Genomic DNA, 23,408 nt, shown 5'->3' with positions numbered 1-23,408 from the left:
AAAATCACTTGATTTATTCGGCAAATATGACTAGTATTTATTAGGTAGTAGAGTTGTGAAAAAGAAAGCGGAGGTCCTCATGTCCAAACATTACTTTGATCCAAGATTAAAAATATTTGCATTAAACTCAAATCGTCCATTGGCAGAAAAAATTGCTGCAGCTGTTGGGGTTGAATTAGGAAAATCATCGGTCACTCAATTTAGTGATGGTGAGATCCAAGTCAATATCGAAGAAAGTATCCGTGGTTCACACGTATACGTTATTCAATCAACAAGTAGTCCGGTAAATGATAACCTGATGGAACTGTTGATCATGATCGATGCATTGAAGCGTGCAAGTGCCAAAACGATCAACGTTGTAATGCCGTATTACGGCTACGCACGTCAAGACCGTAAAGCGCGCGCGCGTGAACCAATCACTGCAAAATTAGTGGCAAATATGATCCAAAAAGCTGGAGCAACAAGAATGTTGACACTTGACTTGCACGCAGTCCAAATCCAAGGTTTCTTTGATATTCCGGTCGACCATTTGATGGGCGCACCACTGATTGCGAATTACTTCTTAGAAAAAGGGATTCAAGGCGATGATGTTGTCGTTGTTTCACCTGACCATGGTGGTGTTACTCGTGCACGTAAATTGGCTGAATTTTTAAAAGCACCAATTGCAATCATCGATAAACGCCGTCCAAAAGCAAACGTGGCAGAAGTGATGAATATCATTGGTCAAGTAGAAGGCAAAACGTGTGTCTTGATCGATGACATGATCGATACAGCTGGAACGATCACATTGGCTGCTAATGCCTTGAAAGAAGCTGGAGCAGTGAGCGTTTATGCTTCATGTACACATCCTGTGTTGTCAGGACCTGCTTTACAAAGAATCGAAGACTCTGCAATCGAGCGCTTAGTTGTAACGGATTCAATCTATTTGCCAGAAGATCGCAAAATTGATAAGATTGACGAAGTAAGCGTTGGTGGCTTGATGGGTGACGCAATCAAACGTATCCATGAAAACAAACCAGTTAGTCCTTTGTTTGAAACAAAAAGATAAAGGAAAATAAAAACTAAATAATTACAATCACAAAGGGGAGTCCATTTTGGGCTGAGACTGAATATATTCTAAACCCTTCGTACCTGTTTCGGTTATGCGAGCGTAGGAATTGTGAATGAATAGCTAGTGTGAAAGCACGAAGCTGTTTGTAAAAAAACAAACTTGCTTCCTCCTTTGTGATGTCCAATTATAAAGGAGGAAGCTTTTTTATGAATAAGAATCATCGTGTCTGGATCGAGGGAACGATCGTCGCAGCATTATCTTTAGTGTTGTCGATGATTCCTCTACAAATAGGTAGTAGTTTTGAAATCTCACTCGGGCAAATCCCTTTAACTTTATTTGCCTTGAGAAGGGGTTGGAAAGCTGGTATGGGATCGGCTTTTCTATGGGGAATCCTTCATTTTCCCATGGGGACTGTCTATTACTTGAGTGTCATCCAAGTGTTGATCGAGTATCCGATCGCGTTTACGTTTGCTGGCGTTGCAGGAATTTTTTCGCAAAGAATGCAACAGAGTTATCTGCAAGGCAATCGTAAGAAAATGGCCTCAACGATTATTTTAGCGACATTCGTTGGTGTGACTGCCAGATATTTCTGGCATTTTGTCGCTGGGGTTGCTTTTTGGGGAAGTTTCGCACTATGGGGAATGAATCCATGGTTGTTCTCTTTAGTCATGAATGGCGCTAGTGGGTTAGCTACGGGGATTGTTACAACTATTGTCCTATTAGGTATTGAACAGACCGTTCCTTCTTTATTTGTAGGCGAAGGGTTGCAGGTACGTAAAAGTAAAAATTAAAAAAAAGCGTAAAGGCAGCTGACCTTTACGCTTTTTTAGTGGAGTTGACTGTCATTATACAAATGTGTTGTAGACAAAATCAGAAACGTTGCCGTCTAGTTGCCAACGTTGTTGAGTGGCATGATAGACGAGAACAGCTACCGGTTTTTCTTCCAAGTAACGTGTTCCTTTTAATTTCCAAACGTAATCTTCAATGACATAAATCGGGATCTCATACTTGTCATCGACCAAACCTGCTTGATCAAACGAAAAAATGATTCCTTCTTGCATCAAATTACGCATCTTTTTCAGTATCTCCACACTGATTTTTTCAACAGGGATCTCTTTTCGAAAGAATGATTTTTTTTCGTTGATTTTTCCCGCCAAGATCGTGCTTAACTTGTTGGCAAAAATCCGATAAAATTCATCTAAATAACGATAATAGGTTCTACCTAGATGATCGCTCAAATCAAAATAAACAAAGTTATTTTGTAATTTATAGAAAAAAGGTGAATGGAGATGTGTTTTCATATGACCAAAATAAAGCAACTCTGAGATTTCTAAAGGGCTTAATTCTTTTAACATCGTCAAATCCGTAAAATCGATCCATTTAAGATCCGTACTGTTGTTACGGCTGCGAACGGTTTGGAAAAATCTTTGGATATTCTCAGTTCCACGAATGACCTTCAAGCCTGTGTGTGATTCATATTCTCCAGCAGATGCGGAAGGGTCCAACAAAAGTAGATTTTGAGGAAAATGCACGATGCTATTTGAAAAATCATTGATCGTCAGCCCTTTGGTCAAAACGGCGTTACTAGTTGTATCGATATGTACATATACTGAATCACTCATCATGCTCCTCCTCCCCTGTATCTCATCCCTTTCATTTTACAACATTTACTGAAAAAAAGCTTGTTTCTTTTATTTTAAAATTCGATTACAAAGCAACTTTTTTTTATGAATAAACGATGAACATAGAGTAAAAATTTATATATATATAACACTGCTATCAGATGACTATTCACCCCCACCCTTTTTTTCTGATTACTGATATAATAAAAGAAAAAGAGAATCCGAGGTGTCTATGAAAGTTCAAAAAGTCTATTGGTCGGAACGTTATCAGCAGAATCGAGTGCAGCAGGCAAAACAACTTTTTAGTTTTTTTACTACACATCAAGAAAGCCGGCAACATTTTTGGCAACAGGCAAAAAAACAACAGGCATGGAAGATCGTATCGAAAAGACTGAACATTTACTTTACTGCAGAAATAACGAATGAAAAATTGATCTATACCAACGTGTTGATTGAAGAAGAATATTGGCAGTGGTCCGATATTTTCCTATTGCTAGAAAGTACGGTTCGTTATTTTTTCAAAAAATACGGACTCGTCCGCTTTGATCATTCAATCTCACCGAACATGATCGACCTTTTCCACCGAAGTGGTTATTTGGGAACGCAATCGTTTGAGAAGGAAATATCCTATCATACCGGTCTTGTCTTAGGCGGAGGAGGGGCGCATGGTGCTTATCAAATAGGTGTTTGGAAAGCATTGAAAGAAGAAAATCTAGAGATTTCACTCGTTACTGGTACTTCTGTAGGTGCGCTAAATGGGGCTTTGGTCGTTCAGGATCAACTAGCACAAGCCATTGACTTGTGGCAGGAACTGTCAACCAATCAAGTATTGGCTTTACCAGAGGTTGCCTTATCAGAAGATTTGAGGCAACGTTATATCCAAGAAGCCAGCTTGATGACACGTCGTGCAGTAGTCGAAGGAGGAACCTCGATTGCACCGTTGGAAGCATTACTAGAGCAATACCTAGATGCGGAAAAAATCAAATGTACAGAAAAACCGCAACTCTATACAATCGCAACTAAAATCCCAGAATTTCAAGAAACAGTTACAAGGATCCAAGCATTAGCACCAACAGAAATCGCCGATTGGGTCCTCGCCTCTGCTTCTTTTTATCCTGCCATGGCTTATCGTCAGATCGACGGATCAAAATATGTTGATGGGGGCTATCGAAATAACGTGCCAGTAGATGTTGCTATCCAACAAGGTGCAACCGAAGTCTTGATTGTCGATGTCCAAGGACCTGGGGTGGCAAAAAAATACAAGGAACCTGATGCTTTGGTGACCTGGAAATGTTGTTCAAACTGGTCTTTAGGTGGTTTCTTAGTTTTTGAGCGACAAAGAAACCAATTGAACATCCAATTAGGTTATTTAGAGGCTAAAAAATGTTTAGGGATCTATCAAGGAAACTGGTATACGTTTGAAACAGCAAAGCCAGCTGAACGTTATTGGCGACGTTTCTTACGTTTCTTAGTCGAAACACTTGATTTAGACGTATCCTTTTTTTACAAAGAAAAATTCTGGCGGGACTTGCGTAATGTATATAAAGACAGGGTCACAAGTGAAACATGCGGATTGGCGATGCTTGAGCTACTAGCGAGACAAAAATTGATCTTACCGAATAAAGTGTATACCGTCGAAGAGATCTTGCCGATCATTTGCCAAGAAAGTAAAATCGATGAAGCATTTTTAAAAAAGGTTGGTCAATTAAATGCCAGCGAATGGTTGAAGTTTCGAAAACTGGAACGAAATGCTAAAATACACGTAATGAAGGAACACGCGATCTACCAATACGTGAAAGAAAAAAAGAATGATCGCTTACAACGACAACTCAATGCAGATACAGTAGAAACTTTGATGTATCTCTATCTTTATCATCTAAAGGAGGAACAAAAATGGCACAAGAATTCTCATATGAGATCGTAGAAGAAATTGCAGTTTTATCTGAAAACAATAAGGGATGGCGCAAAGAATTGAACTTAGTGAGTTGGAATGGCAGACCACCAAAATTTGACTTGCGGGATTGGGCACCGGACCATGAAAAAATGGGTAAGGGACTAACATTAACGAACGAAGAGTTTGAAGAGTTACAAAAAGCAATTAAAAATATGTAAAAGAAAGGACTCTGTCGCATGAAGAGCATGACTGGCTTTGGCAATGCCATCCGCGAAAAAAAGAACTATCAACTTGAAATCGAGATCAAAAGCGTCAATCAACGGTTTTTAGATATCCAGATACGTAGCCCTAAAGTATTAGGCTTTGTTGAGAATGAATTGAGACAATTGATCAAAACGAAGTTAAGTCGAGGACGTGTCGATGTCTTTATTAATTTAACATACTTGGGTGAACAAGATAAAAAAGTGACGATCAATTGGCAACTGATCGATACGCTCTATACACAGATGACTACCGGTATTAAAGAAAGGTATGGCGAAGCGAACGCATTGTCGATCGGTAAACTGATCGAACGTTTTGCACTAAACGAAGAGTTTGTGACAATTGCTGAAGCAACGGAAGAGGATCAAGACTTACTTGCACAATTAGCGAAAGAAACGATGCAAACAGCACTTCGTTCAATCGAAGAAAGTCGGAGTATAGAAGGCCAAGCCTTGGCGAACGTATTACTTCAACAAACCGCAGAATTAAAACAAAATATTGCTGGATTAGCTAACTTTGTCGAGATTTATGAGCAAGAATTTCAGACGAGATACCAAGAAAAATTAGAAGCTTTTCTTGGTGCAGAAGTTGAGCGAGATCGTTTATTGACCGAAATAGCGATTCTTTTAGAGCGTGGCGATATCCATGAAGAAATCGACCGTTTAATCATCCATACGCAGAAATTGGAAGAGCTACTTGAAGCAGATTACCCCATCGGTAGAGAACTAGATTTCCTTTTACAAGAGATGAATCGCGAAATCAATACGATCGGCTCAAAATCAAGCGCGATCGAAATCAAGAACCATGTCGTTCAGTCCAAAACGATTTTAGAAAAAATCCGTGAGCAAATCCAAAATATTGAATAAGTGTCCAGCCTGTCTAATTGATGCCCTGTCCGTTAGGCAGGCTTATTTCCGAAGAGGTTACTCCTGTTCCCGCCGTTTATTCGTTTTTTAGGTATCCAACAAAAGTGATTTTTACTTTTGTCTCGGACTCTTTAGTGGGAAGTAGACTAGCTTTTTCTAGGTTTTCTAGCTATAATAAAAAAATAGCCTTGAAAGTTGCAAGAAAAAAGTGCAAAATAAGCAATAGTATAAAAAAGACTAGTTGAAAGGACGTCGTCATGTCAGAGCGTGGATTATTAATCGTGTTGTCTGGTCCATCCGGTGTGGGAAAAGGCACAGTGCGAAAAGCAATTTTTGAGAGTGAGGATAATGATTTCCAATATTCGATTTCGATGACGACACGCAAGATGCGTGAAGGAGAAGTTGAAGGAGTCGACTACTATTTCCGAAGCCACGAAGAATTTGAACAAATGATCGCTAAAGGCGAAATGTTGGAATATGCAGAATATGTCGGGAATTATTATGGTACACCACTATCGTATGTCAACAAAACCTTAGACGAAGGAAAAGACGTTTTTCTTGAAATTGAAGTCCAAGGTGCACAACAAGTAAAAGAAAAAGTACCTGACGGCGTATTTATTTTCCTGACGCCCCCAGATTTAGCAGAATTGAAATCACGAATCGTTGGGCGTGGGACAGATGCAGATGAAGTAATCGAAGAACGAATGAAAGTCGCTAAGGAAGAAATTGAGATGATGGCACTGTATGACTATGCTGTTGTCAATGATGAAGTTCCATTAGCGGTCAACCGAATCAAAGATATTATTGCAAGTGAACATTTCCGTGTCGATCGTGTCATCGGAAAATATATCAAAATGTTAAAGGAGATGTAGTCTTATGATGTTAAAACCTTCAATCGACTCATTATTAGATCGCGTGAATTCAAAATATTCTCTAGTGATCTTAGCAAGTAAACGCGCACATGAATTAGACGCAAAAGCACAACCAACAATGGATTCATTTGATTCTGTCAAAAGTGTTGGACAAGCTTTAGAAGAAATCGAAGCAGGAAATGTGATCAGTGATCCACATCCTGAATTAAAACGTGAACGTCTACGTATGGAAGACGAAGAACGTCGTGCGCAAAAAGACCGTGCACAACAAGAATTAGAGTCTCGTATCCGTGACGAGCAAAAACTATAAAATCAACTCACTATTCAGCTTATGGATAGCAAAAGATTTGAGCTTGGGAAATGTTCCTAGGCTCTTTTTTTTCCTGCGTTAATTTTTTGTTAGGATTTGGCAGAAAGTAAGACAAAACAAGGAATCTCTAGTAAAATAGGCAAGAGCCATTTTGTGTTTAAAACCAAGATGAAGAAAGGAGAAGGAGTCCATGACTGTTATTGCGGATGTGATTGTCGATGTACCAACTATGCAAACCGACCAAGCATTCACCTACTTGGTTCCTTCTGAAATGGAAGCGGCTATCCAAGTCGGTATGCGTGTAGCGATACCATTTGGAAACGGCAATCGCCAAGTCCAAGGCTTTGTGATGGCGTTGACAGCCAACGAGCAACCTCTAAAAAAAGAATTAAAGCCAATCCTTCAATTACTTGACCTGGCACCTGTTGTCAATCAAGAGTTGATGAGGTTAGCAGACTATATGAAAACCATTACGTATGCTTTTAAAATCACCTGTTTACAAACGATGCTACCAAGTGTCATGAAAGCAGAATACGATAAGCTCATTTACCCAGTGACCGATGAACCAGAAGTCGTTGCATTTTTCGCAGGTAGACAAGAGATTTCTTGGAAGGAAGCGGAAGAAACTGGGATCTTACCGCAATTGATCCGTTGGCGTAAAAACAAGCTAGTTGATATCCGTTACGAAGTCCATACAAAAAACAAAGTGAAAACGATCCGTGTCGTTCACTCTCTTTTGTCAAAAGGACAACTCGATGAAGCTTGGGGCACCTTGAGGCAAAATGCGAAAAAACAAAAAGAATTACTTCTTTATTTGTCAGAAATGGAAAAACCAATGCCTATTGCTTATTTCAAAGAAAAAGGAGTCAGTTCTGCCGTATTGAATCATGGTAGAGATAAAGGGTGGTTGCGTATCGAAGAAGTCGAAAGTTATCGTGACCCTTATAAAGATCGGGTATTTGAACGAACGACTGCCTTACAATTGAATGAAGAACAGCAATCGGCGGTTCAGCAGATCATTGAAGCCTGTCATCAGGAAAAAAATGAAACCTTTTTACTTGAAGGAATTACTGGTAGTGGGAAAACGGAAGTCTACCTTCAAGCCATTGCTGATGTATTGGCAGAGAAGAAGACAGCAATCATGTTGGTTCCTGAAATCGCATTGACCCCTCAGATGGTCGAACGTTTTAAAGGGCGCTTTGGAGAATCCGTCGCAGTTTTACATAGTGGCTTATCTCAAGGTGAGAAATATGATGAATGGCGTAAAATCGAGCGCAATGAAGCGCAGGTCGTCGTCGGTGCACGTTCAGCGATCTTTGCCCCACTAGAGAACATTGGGTTGATCATCATTGATGAAGAGCATGAATCGAGCTATAAGCAAGATGAAGCCCCGCGTTACCATGCCAGAGATTTAGCTATATGGCGTGGGAATTACCATCATTGCCCGATCGTTTTGGGGAGCGCGACACCTTCCCTCGAATCAAGAGCCCGTGCACAAAAAGGGGTCTATCGCATGTTGCATTTGAGTCAGCGTGCGAAAATGAGTGCGCAATTACCGGAGATCGAAGTCGTCGATATGCGTGAAGAATTCGAAAAGAATCAGACATCGACGTTCTCTCAATTATTACAAGAAAAAATCCAAGATCGATTAGAAAAAAAAGAACAGACAGTTCTTCTATTGAATCGACGAGGGTATTCTTCCTTTGTGATGTGCCGAGATTGTGGCTTTGTCTTGCCTTGCCCAAATTGCGATATCTCATTGACTCTCCATATGGATTCTCGCTCGATGCGTTGCCATTATTGTGGACATGAAGAAGCGATCCCGCATCGTTGTCCAAATTGTGGGGAAAACAAGATCCGGTATTATGGAACGGGAACACAAAAAGTGGAAGAAGAGTTAAAAGCACTTTATCCTCAAGCAAGAATCTTGCGGATGGATGTGGATACCACCAGAAAAAAAGGCGCGCATGAACGAATCTTACAAAAATTTGGGGACAAACAAGCGGATATTCTACTAGGAACGCAGATGATCGCAAAAGGGTTAGATTTTCCTGATGTGACCTTAGTCGGCGTCCTAAATGCAGACACTTCGTTGAACCTGCCAGATTTTCGTTCTAGTGAACATACCTTCCAATTATTGACACAAGTCTCCGGAAGGGCAGGAAGAGCCGAAAAAGCTGGGGAAGTCGTGATCCAAACATTTAATCCGAATCACTATGCGGTAACTTTAGCAAAGGAACAAAATTATGAACGCTTTTATCAACAAGAAATGAATGTACGCCATCGTGGAGGCTATCCGCCTTATTACTTCACTGTGAAAATCACGACGAGTCATCCAGAAGAACAAGTCGCAGCCAAAAAAATCTTTCAGATCGCCAGTCATTTAAAACAAGTATTAGGAACGAACAGCCTTCTGTTAGGTCCGGTACCTAGCACCGTTTTACGTGTGAAAAATCGCTATTACTATCAGCTGATCATCAAATATAAACATGAACCAGAACTGCCTAACGTCCTGAAAGAAATTTTGGATCAAAGTCAAAAAGAACAGCGACAAAATCTATTTGTTGCGATCGACAACGAGCCGCTACATTTTATTTAAGAAAGGAAACACTATGCGTTATCCAATAATGATCCACCCAAATAAAAAATTGAATCGAAAAGCCCAACCAATCGATATGATCACTGATGAGACCATCGTCTTGTTAGATAACTTGTATGAAACAATGGTGGCAAATGACGGCGTCGGCATCGCCGCGCCGCAAGTCGGCAAAAATCAACGGATCGCTATTGTTGAAGTCGATGAAGGGGATAAGTTTGAACTCATCAATCCTGAGATCATCGAGGCAAAAGGAGAAAGCATCGATGTGGAAGGTTGCTTAAGTATTCCGCATGTCTACGGTACAGTCAAACGTGCAGATGAAGTAACAGTTCGATATTATGATCGTGACGGAGAGGAAATCGAAGTTACCGCGTTTGGCTATCTTGCACGTGCCTTTCAACATGAGATCGATCACTTAGATGGGATTTTATTTATCGATAAAATGATCGAACAAATCCCCGAAGAAAAACTCGAAGAATACATGGAGGAACATTTAGATGACTAAAATCGTATTTATGGGAACCCCAGCATTTTCAGTTCCTGTACTAGAAGGGCTGATCGACCAAGGGTATGAGATCGTCGCTGTCGTGACACAACCTGATCGACCAGTGGGAAGAAAAAAAATCATTACCCCAACACCTGTGAAAGTAGCGGCGTTGAAGTACGATCTTCTTGTGCTACAGCCAGAAAAAATCACGGGTTCTCCAGAAATGCAAACAATCATTGATTTGCAACCAGATGTGCTGGTAACAGCAGCGTTTGGTCAATTCTTACCGGAGAAACTATTGCAAGTTCCAACACATGGAGCAATCAATGTTCATGCCTCTTTACTACCAAAATATCGTGGCGGTGCGCCAGTCCATTATTCCATTATCAACGGGGAAAAAGAGACAGGTGTAACGATCATGGAGATGATCAAGAAAATGGATGCGGGTGGTATTTTCTCACAAGCAAGCCTACCAATCACTAAACAAGATGATGTCGGAACGATGTTTGAAAAACTTAGTCTGTTAGGAAAAGAATTATTGCTTGAAACACTACCAAAAATCATTTCTGGTGAATTGACACCTACGCCTCAAAATGAGGACAAAGCAACGTTTTCACCGAATATCACACGTGAACAAGAAGCAATCAATTGGGAAAAAACAGCAGAAGAAATCGACTGCCAAGTTCGTGGCATGCGTCCATGGCCCATTGCTTTTACAACCTATGAAGGAACACGCTGGAAGCTTTGGGCAGTAGATGTGTTGGCAGATGAGACGACATCTGAAACACCAGGGACTATCATCCATAAAGATAAAAAACAATTATGGGTAGCTTGTGGGGAACAGACGGTATTATCGATCAAAGAACTACAACCTGCCGGTAAAGCAAAACAACTAATACAAGAATTCCTAAATGGCAGTGGACAACAAGTCGCTGTAGGACAGCAGGTGAAATAATGGCGAAAATACCAAAAAAAATGAAACGTTCGGTTCGCTTTATGGCGTTGATGACATTAGAGCGTGTCAACAAAGGTGGAGCATACTCCAATCTATTGTTGAATGAGATGATCAACCAAGGCGATCTTAACCAAAAAGATATCGGTCTGTTTACAGAACTAGTGTATGGAACGATCAGTCGCCATCGTTTGATTGCATTTTATGTTGCGCCATTGATTGCAAATGCAAAAAAAGTGGATGACTGGGTCAAAACTTTGCTGTATTTGTCTGTCTATCAACTCGAATTTTTAGATAAAGTACCTGATCATGCAATTTTGAATGAAGCAGTAGAAATTGCAAAAATCAAAGGTAACCCCGGCACAGGGAAATTTGTGAATGGCGTATTAAGAAATTATTTACGTCAAGGAAAACCTGATCTGGAAACTATCACAGATGAAGTCGAACGTTTAGCCGTTAAATTAAGTCTGCCGAATTGGCTGACACAGCGCTTGATTGACCAAATCGGCTACGAGGAAACAGAAAAGTTAGGTCTTTCATTGTATCAACCAAGTCATGTGAGTGGCCGTATTGATACCCGTAAACTTTCGCGTGAACAAGCACTGGATCAATTGAAAGAAGAAGGTCTAGATGTAAAAGCAAGTCCAATAAGCCCATATGGTGTGATTGCTGAAAAGGGCAGACTTGCCTCTACGACACTTTTTCACGATGGCTTGATGACGATCCAAGATGAAAGCTCGATGCTTGTTGCACCAGCGATGCAGATTGAGCCAGAACATCATGTACTAGATGCCTGCGCTGCCCCTGGTGGCAAAACGACCCATATCGCCACGTTCCTTGATCCAACTTGTGGAGGAGAAGTCGTGGCTCTAGATGTCCATGACCACAAAGTAAAACTAGTGGAAGAGAACGCTCGCCGATTAGGAGTTGCCAACGCAGTGTTCGCACAAAAAATGGATGCACGTGAAGTCAAAGAACAGTTTGAAGCAGAACAATTTGACCGTATTTTAGTAGATGCTCCATGTTCCGGTTTTGGCTTGTTACGCCGAAAACCAGATATTCGTTATAAAAATAATGAAAAAGAATTAGCCAATTTACCGGCTATCCAACTAGCTATTTTGGAAAGTGTGGCTACGGCTCTTAAACCTTCAGGAATATTGACCTACAGTACTTGTACGATTTTGAAAGAAGAGAATCAAGAAGTTGTTTCAGCGTTTTTACAACGACATCCTGATTTTGAGAAGATTGATGTTTTAGTTGATCCTGTGCTACAATCATCAATCAAGGATAAGATGTTGACGTTGTATCCACATCAATCTTATACAGATGGCTTTTTCATTTGTTGTTTGCGCAAAAAGTAATGAGGTGAAAGTATGCAGATTGAATATCAATCAGATGTAGGAAGAAGACGTAATACGAATCAAGATTATGTCAGTGTATTTGAAAACCAAGTCGGTCTCACGCTGGCGGTTTTAGCAGATGGCATGGGTGGGCACCGCGCAGGCGATATTGCTAGTCAAATGGCCGTCACAAATTTAGGGAAAGCCTGGGAAGAGCAAGCGTTACTTGATGACGAAAAAATCGCGCAGTGGTTTATCCAAGCGATCCAAGAAGAAAACCGCGCGATTCATCAATTAGGACAAGAACAGCTTGAATATAACGGAATGGGAACAACGATCGTAGCAGCTGCCCTATCAGAGGAACGTTTCACGATTGCCAATGTTGGCGATAGTCGTGCGTATTTGCTTCGCGATAATCGGATCATTCGCTTGACGGAAGACCATTCTTTAGTAAATGAATTAGTCAAATCTGGTGAAATCAGCGAAGAAATGGCCGTCAATCATCCACGTAAGAATATCTTGACTCGATCTGTCGGCATGCCAGGATCATTAGAAGTCGATGTTGCAACGTATCTTTGGCAACTCCAAGATCGTTTGCTTCTATGTTCGGATGGTTTGACGAATATGCTGTCAGAAGAAACGATCGGTACGATCATCAATCAAGAAGGATCATTATCAGAAAAAGTAACGCAATTAGTGGATCAAGCAAATGAAGCTGGCGGAGCAGATAATATCAGCGTTCTTCTTATTGAATACAAGGAGGATGTTGCATGATTGAGCCAGGAAGAAAATTAAATGGTCGTTACCAAATTACCGGTAACATCGGTAGTGGCGGTATGGCAAATGTCTTTTTAGCCCATGACTTGATTTTAGATCGAGATGTTGCAATCAAAGTCCTACGCTTTGATTTCCAAAATGATCAAACGGCGATCCGTCGTTTTCAACGAGAAGCATTAGCGGCAACCGAATTAGTTCATCCAAATATCGTCAGTGTTTATGATGTCGGTGAAGAAGATAACATGCAGTACTTAGTTATGGAATATGTAAAGGGAATGGATTTAAAACGTTATATCCAAACGCACTATCCGATTCCTTATGAAACAGCAGTAAACATCATGCAACAAATCTTGTCTGCGATTTCTTTAGCACATAGCCATCAAATCATCCACCGAGATCTAAAACCACAAAATGTCTTGATCGATAATGAAGGTGTTGTGAAAATCACCGATTTTGGTATTGCGATTGCTTTATCGGAAACATCGATCACCCAAACGAATACGATGCTTGGTTCGGTTCACTACCTTTCACCAGAACAAGCAAGAGGTAGTATGGCGACAAAACAATCAGATATCTATGCGTTAGGGATCATTTTATACGAAATGCTGACAGGGAGCGTTCCTTTTGATGGGGAATCAGCTGTCACCATTGCACTGAAACATTTTCAGGATGACTTGCCTTCAATCAAAGAGTTAGATCCAGGGGCACCTCAGTCATTGGAGAATGTGGTCTTGAAAGCAACAGCCAAAGAACCTGTCGACCGGTATAAAACGGCAGAAGAAATGGCAGATGACCTAGCAACGGTGTTGTCGTTAGAACGAGCAAACGAAGAAAAATGGCAACCCCAGGCGATGGACAACGAAACAAGAGTATTGACACCACTGACGGCAGAAACACCGATGCCAGATTCCTTTAAGTCAATGCCTCTTCCCGAAGAGAAACCAGCGGAAGAATTACCAGATCCCGAAGAAACAATGCCAGATGTAAAGACTAAAAAAAGAAAAAAATGGTGGATCATTTTGCTGGTCTTGCTTGCTTTGTTAGGAATTGGGACAGCGATTTTATTTGCTTCAGGTGGACGAGGAGAAGTAACGGTTCCCGATGTTTCGGGTCAATCCGAAGCTTCAGCAAGAGAAGCTTTGACACAAGCAAAATTAAAGGTAGCAACGAACACTGAAGAAATTGCTGACGATACGATTGAGAAAGGAAATGTGGTCAAAACAGATCCAGCCTCAGGAACAACAGTGAAACAAAATCGTGAAGTCACGCTTTATATCAGTACAGGTAAGAAGAAAATCCAACTCGATGATTTTACGGGTATGTCTTACGATGAAGCCCGCAAGCAGCTACTGGATTTAGGTTTCTCTTCAAGTAGAATCAAAAAAGAAGAAGAATTTAGTGATGAGGTCACTAGTGGAAATATCATCTCACAATCAGAAGATGAAGGAACAGAAGTCGATCCCACATCAGATACGATTACTTTTACTGTTAGTAAAGGAAGTCAGCCGACGATGAGCGATTACACCGGACAAAACTATGAAACAGTTCTTAGTATTTTGAGAACGAATGGCTATACGAATATCAGTGCAACGAATGATTATAGTGATACGGTCCCAGCCGGTGCAATCATCAGTCAGTCACCAAGTTTTGGGGAACCATTGACGGATGCGACATTTATTAGTTTCGTGGTGAGTAAAGGACCAGATGCGAAGACACTGAATGACATTTCTGGTTATACGAAAAGTGATGCGCAAAGTTACTTATCTGGTATCGGTGCCGACTACATTGGTCATGAAACGTATGAGTTTTCAGATACAGTAGAAAAAGACAAAGTGATCCGTACAGATCCAGGAGTAGGTGCATCGATCACATCAGGAACGATCGTCAATGTGATTTACTCAAAAGGACCAGACCCAGCGAAAGCATCATCAAGTTCTGAAAAAGATTCTTCCAGCAGTTCTTCTAGCAGTTCAAGCAGTAGTTCAAGTTCCGAAACAACTAGTAGTAGTACCACTACACCGTCCTCGACGGATAGTGACTAGTAGACAGAATTAAACGAACTAAAACGACAATGAAAAAATAGATCTGAGAATTCAAAATGTCGGCGGCATTTGAGGAAATTCTTAGGTCTATTTTTTGGTGATTTCTCCTAACTTCTGCTGTCCTATGGTAAAATATACTAAAAATGGAGGTGGGTTTCATTAAAGGGCAAATCAGAAAAGCAATAAGTGGATTTTATTACGTATATAAAGATGGAGAGACCTATCAGACACGAGGTCGAGGGAATTTTCGTAATCGAAAGATCACGCCCCTTGTTGGCGATCAAGTCATATTTGAAAGTGAAAACAAGACCGATGGCTATCTACTAGAAGTTTTACCACGTAAAAATCAATTAGTACGACCACCAGTAGCAAATGTTGATTTAGGAGTTGTTGTGACGAGTTTGATCGAACCAACATTCTCTTATAATCTACTCGACCGTTTTTTAGTCATGTTGGAATATGAATCGATTGAGCCAGTGATCTATTTGACGAAAACGGATTTAGCTGTCGATTCTACAAAAATAAAAGAAATTAAAGAGACTTACGAAAAAATCGGCTATCCAGTGATCGTCCCTCGCACACAGGGTGATACGGATGAATTAGTTCGCTATTTTCCAGAAAGACTGACTGTTTTCATGGGACAGTCAGGTGCAGGTAAATCGACATTGCTCAACCAAATCTCACCAGAACTTGAGTTAGAAACAGGTGAAATATCTGATTCTTTGGGACGTGGACGTCACACGACAAGACATGTCGAGTTATTACCACTCTATGATGGATTGGTTGCCGATACACCAGGTTTCAGTTCTATTGATTTCTTAGTCATCGAACCTGTCGAGTTATCCAAACAATTCCCTGAATTTGTCGATGCTTCTGTAGACTGTCGCTTTAGAGAGTGTATGCACGTAAAAGAGCCAGATTGTGAAGTCAAACGAAGAGTAGCGGCAAAAGAAATTGCACAGACTCGCTATGACAACTACTTGCAATTTTTGCAAGAAGTTGAAAACCGTAAACCGATGTACAACAAAAAAGAAACTAGAAGAAAGTAGGAGGGTATTTTTATGAAAATAGCACCATCGATTTTAAGCGCAGATTTCGCCAATCTCCAAGCAGACATTGAACGAGTAGAAAAAGGTGGAGCAGACTATATCCATGTGGACGTAATGGACGGCCAATTCGTTCCCAACATTACATTCGGATCGAATGTAGTGCAAGCAATCCGTCCGGTCACAAAACTACCGTTAGACGTTCATTTGATGATCATCAATCCTGAAAATTATATTACTGATTTTGCAAAAGCAGGTTCAGATATCATTACGGTCCATGTGGAATCGACACCACATATCCATCGTGCGATCCAGATGATCAAAGATTTAGATGTCAAAGCAGGGGTCGTTATCAATCCTGGTACACCGATCGAAATGATCAAGCATGTTTTGCCTTTAGTTGATCAAGTGTTAGTGATGACAGTCAATCCAGGCTTTGGCGGACAAAGCTTTATTACAGAAACAGTGGATAAAATCGCAGAGTTAGCGGAATTACGCAAGGTGAACGATTGGACCTATCAAATCGAAGTGGATGGTGGAATCGTTCCAGAAACTGCAAAAATTTGTCGTGAAGCAGGTGCAGACGTATTTGTGGCAGGCTCCTATGTCTATAGTGCAGAAGATCCAGCAGCTCAAATCGATCAATTGAAAAAGGCATTAGGCTAATGGAAGTATTACTTGTTGCAGGCGGATCACCAGAAAATTGGCCAGACTTGTCACAGCAATCATTTGATCGATACGTGGGCATCGACCGTGGGGCACTCTATTTGCTTGAAAAAGGCTATTCGTTAGATCTAGCAATCGGTGATTTTGATTCATTGTCTTCCTCAGAATATCAACGAGTATCCGATAAAGCTGTCGAAGTACACCAAGCGCCAGCAGAGAAAGACGATACGGACACTCAGCTAGGTTTAGCAAAGACATTCGAACACTTTCCAGAAGCAATCGTGACACTGATCGGTGCAACTGGTGGAAGATTAGATCATTTATTAGCTAATCTATGGTTAGCATTAGAACCACGGTTTCAACCTTTTATACGACAGATCCAAATACAAGACAAACAAAACGTGATCACTTACTATCTACCAGGAGCTTACGAGATAAAAAAAATTCCTGAAATGAAGTATTTAGCTTACTGTTGTTTGACACCTGTTAGTCAATTGACATTATCTGACAGCAAATATCAACTATCAAACGAGGAAGTATCTCGTCCAACTTCTTATGCAAGCAATGAATTTGTCACTGACAAAGCATCCTTCAGCTTCTCTGAAGGAATCATTTCAGTCATCCAAAGTAAAGATTGATGGATCGGTTCAGGACAAAGTAGCAAAAGAAATGAAGCGGAAAAATGACAGTTTAAATTATTTGCTAAAAAAAGCTTAAAAGAAGGGTCGAGCCTTTTGTTTCCCCTTATTTAATGATAAAATTACAGGTAAGAGTCTAATTTAATTCGAGGTGTCTTTGTGAAGAAGTTCAATCCTAATAAAAATATCATTATTACCTTAGTCATCGTTATTATTGTAGTAACGGTCCTAAGTGTGACAGCTGCCCAGCGAGCGAATGAAGGAAAGCCCAATTTCTTCCAATCTATTGTGAACGACAGTGTCTCTTTTGTCGATCGGACGATTTCTGCTCCGGTCAAATGGGTCCAAAATGGCGTGGATTCAGTACATCATCTTTTCACCACCTATTCAGAAAATGAACGGTTAAAAGAAAAAATCGACAGCTATGATGAGATAGCTCAAAAAAACAAGAACATGCAAAAAGAAATCGATGCACTAAAAAGCGAACTCGATTTAAGCCAAACGTTGACGAGTTATGAAAGAGTCACAGCAAATGTGATCACTCGTTCACCTGACTCATGGCAAGATCTATTAGTCGTCGATAAAGGATCAAATGATGGAATCGAAGTCAATATGGCAGTCATGGCGCAAAAAGGTTTAGTCGGACGTGTCATTGAAGTCAATGCCACTTCTTCTAAAGTAGAATTGCTGACTTCATCAAACGTAAGTTCCAACCATTTCCCTGTCCGCGTATCTTCTGGAAACGGAGAATCTTTCGGTTTACTCAAGAATTATGACGAAAAGTTACAAGCGCTAGTTGTGACACAGCTAACAGGTGACAGTGAAATCAAAGAGGGCGATGTAGTACAAACATCAGGTCTTGGAGGCAACTCGCCAGCAGATCTACAAATCGGTACAGTCATCAAAACAAAACCAGATAGTTATGGGCTAGATCGCGAAGTCTATGTCAAACCTTATGCGGATATGTATGATCTCCCAGTAGTAACGATCATCAAACGTCTTGTGGAGGAATAGTCCATGCTGAAAAAAGAGAAAATGACCATTTATTTGCCGATCCTCCTGTTCTTACTCATGTTGATCGATGGGCACTTTACCCGAATGATGATCAGGTGGTCAAGCGGTGACTACATGGCAAGTGCGCATCTTTTGATATTGGTTTTACTATTTTGCAGTTTGAGTTTTTCCAAACGCTACTTATTGATCACGACATTAGTTTTAGGTATTATCTTTGATTCTTACTATATTGGTGTGATTGGTATTTACGCAGTTGCTTTACCTTTATTAGTATTTATCATGTATGGGATGAAATCGGTCATCCATGTAAATATTTTTACTGAGTTTTTTAGCCTCATCATTTTCATCACAGGCTATGAGTTGTTTACATTGATCGTACAAATGGTATTCAAACTTGCGAGTGTAGATAGTACGTACTTTATCACTAAATATTTAGGCCCAACATTATTATTGAATATGGTATTGTTCGCTCTACTTGTATTCCCATTAAAGAAGCTATTCAAAGAAGGTCGGGACAGAAGTGTTTAGTCTCGAGAAATAAGGTGCCATCCACGAAAATTGTTTTTCAAATTTTTGTGGATGGCGCCTTATTGCCGAAGAAGTTAATTCTGTTCCCTCCATTTAATCTGTTTAAGGTGGTGCGAGAGGCCCAATGTCTCAGGCTTTTTTTATTTAATTTAAAACGGGTATTATTTAATTATTGAAAAATGTATTATGAAAATAACCATGTCATCTTACATTTCTGTCATTATAATCAGTTGTTTTGAAATGTTTTTGTAACATAACTATTATCTCATTGACATACAGCTATGGTACAATTTTGTTATCGTTAAGAAAGACTTAAATATTTTTAGATATTTATTAAATTAAGCCAGTCGGAGGAATGAAGAGTGAAAAAGAGTTTAATATCAGCAGTAATGGTAAGTTCAATGGCCTTGACTGCCGTAGCATCACCGATCGCAGCCGCGGCGGAAGATTTTGATTCTCAAATACAACAACAAGATCAAAAAATTGCGGAATTACAAAACCAACAAGCAAGTGCCCAATCTCAAATCGAGGCATTAGAAGGTCAAGTCGCTGACATCAATACAAAAGCTGAAACTTTATTAGCTAATCAAGCAACACTACGTCAAGAGTCTTCTCAATTGACACAAGAAATTGCTGATCTACAAGAACGTATCGAAAAACGTGAAGCAACGATCCAAGAGCAAGCACGTGAAACACAAGTTAAAGGTACAAGCTCTAACTACATCGATGCAGTATTGAATGCTGAGTCATTCTCAGATGCTATCGGACGCGTTCAAGCAATGTCATCAATTGTACGTGCGAACCAAGACTTAGTGAAACAACAAAAAGAAGACAAACAGGCAGTTGAAGATAAAAAAGCTGAAAATGAAGCGAAGCTACAAGAGTTAGCAGAAAACCAAGCGGCTTTAGAATCACAAAAAGGCGACTTACTATCAAAACAAGCTGATTTAAATGTCCTAAAAACTACTTTAGCGGCTGAACAAGCAACAGCAGAAGATAAAAAAGAAGACTTGAACCGCCAAAAAGCAGAAGCTGAAGCAGAGCAAGCACGTATTCGTGAACAAGCTCGTTTAGCAGAGCAAGCGCGTCAACAAGCAGCACAAGAACAAGCTGAAAGAGAAGCACGTGAACAAGCAGCAGCAGTTGCCGCTGCAGCACAAGAGCAAGAACAAGCTTCTTCTTCATCAGTACAAGAATCAACAGAAGTTTCTGAATCAGCTACTTCAGAATCATCATCAAGTGCTGAATCTTCAACAGAACAATCTTCAGTTCCTGAATCATCTACATCAACAGAAGATTCAACAACTGAAAGCAGTGTACCAGAATCTTCAACAGAAGAATCTACTACTACACCATCTGTTCCAGAAACAACAACACCATCAACGCCGGAGCCAACAACTCCATCAACACCGGAGCCATCAACACCTGCAACACCAGCTCCATCAACGCCGGAGCCATCAACACCGGCACCATCAATTCCAGCGCCAACGGCTCCATCTACTAATGGAGCAGCGATTGTAGCTGAAGCGATGAAATACATTGGGACTCCTTATGTATGGGGTGGAAAAGATCCAAGTGGATTTGACTGTTCTGGATTTACACGCTATGTGTACCTACAAGTAACTGGTCGTGACATCGGTGGTTGGACTGTACCTCAAGAATCAGCAGGAGCTAGAATCTCAGTTTCTCAAGCAAAAGCTGGAGACTTATTATTCTGGGGAGCAGCTGGTGGCACTTACCACGTAGCAATTTCTTTAGGTGGCGGACAATACATCCATGCACCACAACCGGGCGAAAGTGTTAAAATTGGCTCAGTTCAATGGTATGCACCTGACTTTGCTGTAAGTATGTAATTTATGAAGAACTAACTCTAAAGTGAGTTAGTTCTTTTTTTACGAAACTGAAAAGGATCGAACAAACAGTTTTTGGTAACTGTCTGTTCGATCCTTTAAAATTTTCTTGCTTAGAAAGCATGATCAAATAAATTCTTCCGTCAATTCTATGAAGTTTTGGATATCTTCTAAGACCATGTTGATACCTGCTTGCCAAAAATCTGGTTTCGTTAAGTCTACACCTAAGTGTTTTTGAGCCAATTCTTCCGTTGTCATCGAAGCAGTATCGCGTAGTAAGTCGATATACTCTTGTTCAAAACTTGAACCTTGCTCGTTAGCATAGGCGTAAATACCTAAACTGAACAGGTAACCAAAGGTATAAGGGAAATTATAAAACGGTACATCATCAATAAAGAAATGTAGTTTTGCTGCCCAGAAATAAGGATGATAAGTAGATAATGCATTTGCATATCCTTCTTTTTGCGCTTCGATCATCATATCAGTGATCTCTTGTTCTGCCACTAGTCCTTTTTGTCGAGCAGTATAGAATTGATTTTCAAAGATAAAACGAGAATGGATATTCATGAACATAGCCAGAGCATTTTGTAGTTTCGTATCCAATAAATTGATTTTTTCTTCTTTTGTTGATGCCGCTTTAAGTGTTGCATCAGCTACGATCAATTCTGCAAAGGTACTTGCTGTTTCAGCAACATTCATCGCGTATTCACGATTCAACGCTGGAAGATCCCACATCGTACTACTATGGAAAGCGTGACCTAACTCATGGGCTAAAGTAGCGACTTCGTTGACTGAATTACTATAAGTCATGAAGATTCTAGATTCTTGTGTTTCAGGCAATTCGGTACAGTAACCACCAGGTCGTTTGCCAGGACGATCTTCTGCTTCAATCCAACTTTTGTTAAAAGCGTCTTGAGCAAATTCCGCCATTTTAGGACTGAATTTATTGAAATTCTCAATGATAAATGCTGCCGCTTCATCAAAGGTAAAGGTTTTTTCTTTCATATCACCTAGAATGATCGGTGCATCTTGGTCTTGCCATTCCATTTTTTCTTTACCGAAAAGATTGGCTTTTCTTGTTAAGTAATCGACAAGGGGTTGTTTATTTTTTTGGATCGTCTCCCACATTACATCTAATGTTTCTTTTTTCAAGCGATTATATTCTAAAGGCTTTTGTAAGAAATCTGTTGTACCGTGTAGTTTATAGGTGGATAGACGGAACCCATCTAAATGATTCAAAGTGTCTGTAAATAAAGGTGCTTTTTCTTGCCAAGCAGTTTCCCAAGCTGTAAATAATTGTTTGCGGACTTCTGGATCAGGATCACCCATCATTTTATTGAATGCTTGACCAACAGATAATTCAATGATTTCTCCCTCTTGTTCAAATGGTACAGTCACGCTAGCGACAATCGTATCATAATGACTACTCCAGGCATTCAAACCATCCAAAGATAATGTATTGATAATGTGCTCCTCGTTTTCAGATAACAAGCGTGCGCCATCGCGACGAATTTCGTTCATGCGAAAAGCAATCGGAGCTAATTGATCTTGAGCACTCAAGTGTGTCCATTCATTGTCAGATATTTCTGCAAATTTTTTCGATAAGATCGTATCTGCTGCTTGCCAACGTGGTAATGAAGCATAGAGTTTACCAGACAAAATCTTTGCATCGGAATCTTTTACATTAGCAGATAATAAAGCAGTAATATAACTATTACATTGGCTGAAGCCGTTGGTTACTTTTTCTTGAAGTGCCAAAATCGTCACAAGAGAATCGATATCTTCAGATGAAAATGACCATTGATTGATTTGTTCGTAATATGTTTCTATTTGTCGTTCTAATTGAGCCAAACGTTCATTTAATTCAGTTGAAGCACTTCCTCCAGGAAAGATAGAATCTAAATCCCAGTTAAGCGAATAAGTCATCAAAAAACCCCTCTCATATTTATGGTACTATCTCTAGTATAGCATTTAAAGAAGGAATAAGTCTTGGAGAAATTATTGTTGTTTTATGAAAAAAAAGCTATCATAGAAAGAAGAGGTGACTTATGGAGTTTTTAAAAAAACAAAGAAAAAATGGAAATTTTTATTTAGTGTTTGCATTAATGATCATGGCTATTTTATTTTATAGCTCCTCGCAAACCTATGGACAACAATCGCAACTTTCAAGAATTGATGCGTGGTTCCCAAATCAACCCTTTAAAGAAGCATTATCAGGTATCCAGTTTACTTATGGAGAAAGTGTTATCAGTATCGACCATTCTGGATACAGCAAATTCATTGAATTCTTTTTAAGAAAAGGCGCCCATTTTGGTACCTATTTTCTATTAGGAGGTAGTCTGTATCTAGGTGTATTCCCGAAAATGAAAATCTGGTGGTTAACGGGGGTTCTTGCTTGGTTATCTGCGACAGGATACGCCGGTCTAGATGAGTTCCATCAAATGTTGACAGGCGATCGTTCACCGATGTTCGAAGATGTCATGCTTGATTCGATGGGGGCATTGACTGCAGTTGTTATATGTATTTTATTTACTTTTATAAAGAAGAGGAAGTAAAAAAGAGAGCACAGTTGCGTGTCTGCAACTGTGCTCTA

Annotated in this window: 22 protein-coding genes and 1 riboswitch; of the genes, 20 read left to right on the top strand and 2 right to left on the bottom strand. The window is 40.1% G+C overall.

Annotated features, from left to right (window positions below; genetic code table 11):
• The first annotated feature begins 79 nt into the window (after positions 1–79).
• Both IGI79_RS13055 and thiT read left to right on the top strand, forming a co-directional pair.
• Positions 80–1,048, top strand: a complete 969-nt coding sequence (locus IGI79_RS13055) for a ribose-phosphate diphosphokinase (RefSeq protein ID WP_019722356.1) — start codon at positions 80–82, stop codon at positions 1,046–1,048.
• 23 nt (positions 1,049–1,071) lie between these two features.
• A riboswitch (TPP riboswitch) is annotated at positions 1,072–1,174 on the top strand.
• 83 nt (positions 1,175–1,257) lie between these two features.
• Positions 1,258–1,842: an energy-coupled thiamine transporter ThiT gene (gene thiT / locus IGI79_RS13050; protein ID WP_010734091.1), complete on the top strand. Its 585-nt coding sequence runs from the start codon at positions 1,258–1,260 to the stop codon at positions 1,840–1,842.
• A 54-nt stretch (positions 1,843–1,896) separates the two neighbouring features.
• Here thiT and IGI79_RS13045 read toward each other — a convergent pair whose 3' ends face one another.
• Positions 1,897–2,673, bottom strand: a complete 777-nt coding sequence (locus IGI79_RS13045; RefSeq protein WP_010734092.1) for a hypothetical protein — start codon at positions 2,671–2,673, stop codon at positions 1,897–1,899.
• Between the two features lie 232 nt (positions 2,674–2,905).
• On the opposite strand from IGI79_RS13045, the gene IGI79_RS13040 reads away from it, so the two are divergent.
• The 17 genes from IGI79_RS13040 to IGI79_RS12960 all read left to right on the top strand — a co-directional run bounded on the left by IGI79_RS13040 (position 2,906) and on the right by IGI79_RS12960 (position 20,818).
• A complete protein-coding gene (locus tag IGI79_RS13040; protein ID WP_438846051.1) occupies positions 2,906–4,597 on the top strand; it encodes a patatin-like phospholipase family protein in 1,692 nt (563 codons plus the stop codon).
• Positions 4,567–4,785 (top strand): YdbC family protein, encoded by a 219-nt coding sequence (locus IGI79_RS13035; protein ID WP_019722353.1) that lies wholly within the window; start codon positions 4,567–4,569, stop codon positions 4,783–4,785. Before IGI79_RS13040 ends, IGI79_RS13035 begins: the two co-directional genes overlap by 31 nt.
• Before the next feature lie 18 nt (positions 4,786–4,803).
• Positions 4,804–5,694 (top strand): YicC/YloC family endoribonuclease, encoded by an 891-nt coding sequence (locus IGI79_RS13030; RefSeq protein WP_019722352.1) that lies wholly within the window; start codon positions 4,804–4,806, stop codon positions 5,692–5,694.
• A gap of 257 nt (positions 5,695–5,951) precedes the next feature.
• Entirely contained in the window at positions 5,952–6,566 is a 615-nt protein-coding gene (gene gmk / locus IGI79_RS13025; RefSeq protein ID WP_153830575.1) for a guanylate kinase, read from the top strand.
• A gap of 4 nt (positions 6,567–6,570) precedes the next feature.
• Positions 6,571–6,876: a DNA-directed RNA polymerase subunit omega gene (rpoZ, locus tag IGI79_RS13020; RefSeq protein ID WP_010734097.1), complete on the top strand. Its 306-nt coding sequence runs from the start codon at positions 6,571–6,573 to the stop codon at positions 6,874–6,876.
• A 190-nt stretch (positions 6,877–7,066) separates the two neighbouring features.
• On the top strand, positions 7,067–9,475 hold the full coding sequence (gene priA / locus IGI79_RS13015) for a primosomal protein N' (RefSeq protein WP_438846050.1): 2,409 nt from the start codon (positions 7,067–7,069) through the stop codon (positions 9,473–9,475).
• Positions 9,476–9,488: 13 nt separating this feature from the next.
• Positions 9,489–9,980, top strand: a complete 492-nt coding sequence (gene def / locus IGI79_RS13010) for a peptide deformylase (RefSeq protein WP_019722350.1) — start codon at positions 9,489–9,491, stop codon at positions 9,978–9,980.
• Entirely contained in the window at positions 9,973–10,917 is a 945-nt protein-coding gene (gene fmt / locus IGI79_RS13005; RefSeq protein WP_438846049.1) for a methionyl-tRNA formyltransferase, read from the top strand. The genes def and fmt overlap by 8 nt, the downstream gene beginning before the upstream one ends.
• Positions 10,917–12,275 carry a 16S rRNA (cytosine(967)-C(5))-methyltransferase RsmB gene (rsmB, locus tag IGI79_RS13000; RefSeq protein ID WP_065095609.1) on the top strand — a complete coding sequence of 453 codons (1,359 nt, stop codon included), beginning with the start codon at positions 10,917–10,919 and terminating at the stop codon, positions 12,273–12,275. The genes fmt and rsmB overlap by 1 nt, the downstream gene beginning before the upstream one ends.
• A 12-nt stretch (positions 12,276–12,287) precedes the next feature.
• Complete coding sequence (locus IGI79_RS12995; RefSeq protein WP_010734102.1) at positions 12,288–13,028, top strand: Stp1/IreP family PP2C-type Ser/Thr phosphatase; 741 nt, start codon at positions 12,288–12,290, stop codon at positions 13,026–13,028.
• Complete coding sequence (pknB, locus tag IGI79_RS12990; RefSeq protein ID WP_071866548.1) at positions 13,025–15,073, top strand: Stk1 family PASTA domain-containing Ser/Thr kinase; 2,049 nt, start codon at positions 13,025–13,027, stop codon at positions 15,071–15,073. The genes IGI79_RS12995 and pknB overlap by 4 nt, the downstream gene beginning before the upstream one ends.
• A 149-nt stretch (positions 15,074–15,222) precedes the next feature.
• Positions 15,223–16,122 (top strand): ribosome small subunit-dependent GTPase A, encoded by a 900-nt coding sequence (gene rsgA / locus IGI79_RS12985; protein ID WP_195273632.1) that lies wholly within the window; start codon positions 15,223–15,225, stop codon positions 16,120–16,122.
• Positions 16,123–16,134: 12 nt separating this feature from the next.
• Positions 16,135–16,785: a ribulose-phosphate 3-epimerase gene (gene rpe / locus IGI79_RS12980; protein WP_195273575.1), complete on the top strand. Its 651-nt coding sequence runs from the start codon at positions 16,135–16,137 to the stop codon at positions 16,783–16,785.
• Positions 16,785–17,423 carry a thiamine diphosphokinase gene (locus IGI79_RS12975; protein WP_019722344.1) on the top strand — a complete coding sequence of 213 codons (639 nt, stop codon included), beginning with the start codon at positions 16,785–16,787 and terminating at the stop codon, positions 17,421–17,423. The genes rpe and IGI79_RS12975 overlap by 1 nt, the downstream gene beginning before the upstream one ends.
• Before the next feature lie 159 nt (positions 17,424–17,582).
• The gene (gene mreC / locus IGI79_RS12970; protein WP_010734107.1) at positions 17,583–18,437 is read left to right on the top strand and encodes a rod shape-determining protein MreC; all 855 of its coding nucleotides are present in this window, start codon (positions 17,583–17,585) and stop codon (positions 18,435–18,437) included.
• Between the two features lie 3 nt (positions 18,438–18,440).
• The gene (gene mreD, locus IGI79_RS12965) at positions 18,441–18,965 is read left to right on the top strand and encodes a rod shape-determining protein MreD (RefSeq protein ID WP_065096081.1); all 525 of its coding nucleotides are present in this window, start codon (positions 18,441–18,443) and stop codon (positions 18,963–18,965) included.
• A 362-nt stretch (positions 18,966–19,327) separates the two neighbouring features.
• Positions 19,328–20,818: a C40 family peptidase gene (locus IGI79_RS12960; protein WP_438846048.1), complete on the top strand. Its 1,491-nt coding sequence runs from the start codon at positions 19,328–19,330 to the stop codon at positions 20,816–20,818.
• A gap of 123 nt (positions 20,819–20,941) precedes the next feature.
• On the opposite strand, the gene IGI79_RS12955 is transcribed toward IGI79_RS12960, so the two are convergent.
• On the bottom strand, positions 20,942–22,741 hold the full coding sequence (locus IGI79_RS12955; protein ID WP_438846047.1) for a M3 family oligoendopeptidase: 1,800 nt from the start codon (positions 22,739–22,741) through the stop codon (positions 20,942–20,944).
• Between the two features lie 122 nt (positions 22,742–22,863).
• Between IGI79_RS12955 and IGI79_RS12950 the strand changes: the two genes are divergently transcribed.
• Positions 22,864–23,370, top strand: a complete 507-nt coding sequence (locus IGI79_RS12950; protein WP_019722340.1) for a VanZ family protein — start codon at positions 22,864–22,866, stop codon at positions 23,368–23,370.
• Positions 23,371–23,408: the final 38 nt, after the last annotated feature.

Origin of the sequence: Enterococcus sp. AZ084, assembly GCF_051714905.1 — a bacterium.
GTDB classification, from domain to species: Bacteria; Bacillota; Bacilli; order Lactobacillales; family Enterococcaceae; genus Enterococcus_B; species Enterococcus_B pernyi.
This window is presented reverse-complemented; position numbering and strand designations above follow the sequence as displayed.

Bases quoted from the DNA above. Each gene is read 5' to 3' on its own strand.
- IGI79_RS13055 (WP_019722356.1), top strand. From the start codon at position 80: ATGTCCAAACATTACTTTGATCCAAGATTAAAAATATTTGCATTAAAC.
- thiT (WP_010734091.1), top strand. From the start codon at position 1,258: ATGAATAAGAATCATCGTGTCTGGATCGAGGGAACGATCGTCGCAGCA.
- IGI79_RS13045 (WP_010734092.1), bottom strand. From the start codon at position 2,673: ATGAGTGATTCAGTATATGTACATATCGATACAACTAGTAACGCCGTT.
- IGI79_RS13040 (WP_438846051.1), top strand. From the start codon at position 2,906: ATGAAAGTTCAAAAAGTCTATTGGTCGGAACGTTATCAGCAGAATCGA.
- IGI79_RS13035 (WP_019722353.1), top strand. From the start codon at position 4,567: ATGGCACAAGAATTCTCATATGAGATCGTAGAAGAAATTGCAGTTTTA.
- IGI79_RS13030 (WP_019722352.1), top strand. From the start codon at position 4,804: ATGAAGAGCATGACTGGCTTTGGCAATGCCATCCGCGAAAAAAAGAAC.
- gmk (WP_153830575.1), top strand. From the start codon at position 5,952: ATGTCAGAGCGTGGATTATTAATCGTGTTGTCTGGTCCATCCGGTGTG.
- rpoZ (WP_010734097.1), top strand. From the start codon at position 6,571: ATGATGTTAAAACCTTCAATCGACTCATTATTAGATCGCGTGAATTCA.
- priA (WP_438846050.1), top strand. From the start codon at position 7,067: ATGACTGTTATTGCGGATGTGATTGTCGATGTACCAACTATGCAAACC.
- def (WP_019722350.1), top strand. From the start codon at position 9,489: ATGCGTTATCCAATAATGATCCACCCAAATAAAAAATTGAATCGAAAA.
- fmt (WP_438846049.1), top strand. From the start codon at position 9,973: ATGACTAAAATCGTATTTATGGGAACCCCAGCATTTTCAGTTCCTGTA.
- rsmB (WP_065095609.1), top strand. From the start codon at position 10,917: ATGGCGAAAATACCAAAAAAAATGAAACGTTCGGTTCGCTTTATGGCG.
- IGI79_RS12995 (WP_010734102.1), top strand. From the start codon at position 12,288: ATGCAGATTGAATATCAATCAGATGTAGGAAGAAGACGTAATACGAAT.
- pknB (WP_071866548.1), top strand. From the start codon at position 13,025: ATGATTGAGCCAGGAAGAAAATTAAATGGTCGTTACCAAATTACCGGT.
- rpe (WP_195273575.1), top strand. From the start codon at position 16,135: ATGAAAATAGCACCATCGATTTTAAGCGCAGATTTCGCCAATCTCCAA.
- IGI79_RS12975 (WP_019722344.1), top strand. From the start codon at position 16,785: ATGGAAGTATTACTTGTTGCAGGCGGATCACCAGAAAATTGGCCAGAC.
- mreD (WP_065096081.1), top strand. From the start codon at position 18,441: ATGCTGAAAAAAGAGAAAATGACCATTTATTTGCCGATCCTCCTGTTC.
- IGI79_RS12955 (WP_438846047.1), bottom strand. From the start codon at position 22,741: ATGACTTATTCGCTTAACTGGGATTTAGATTCTATCTTTCCTGGAGGA.
- IGI79_RS12950 (WP_019722340.1), top strand. From the start codon at position 22,864: ATGGAGTTTTTAAAAAAACAAAGAAAAAATGGAAATTTTTATTTAGTG.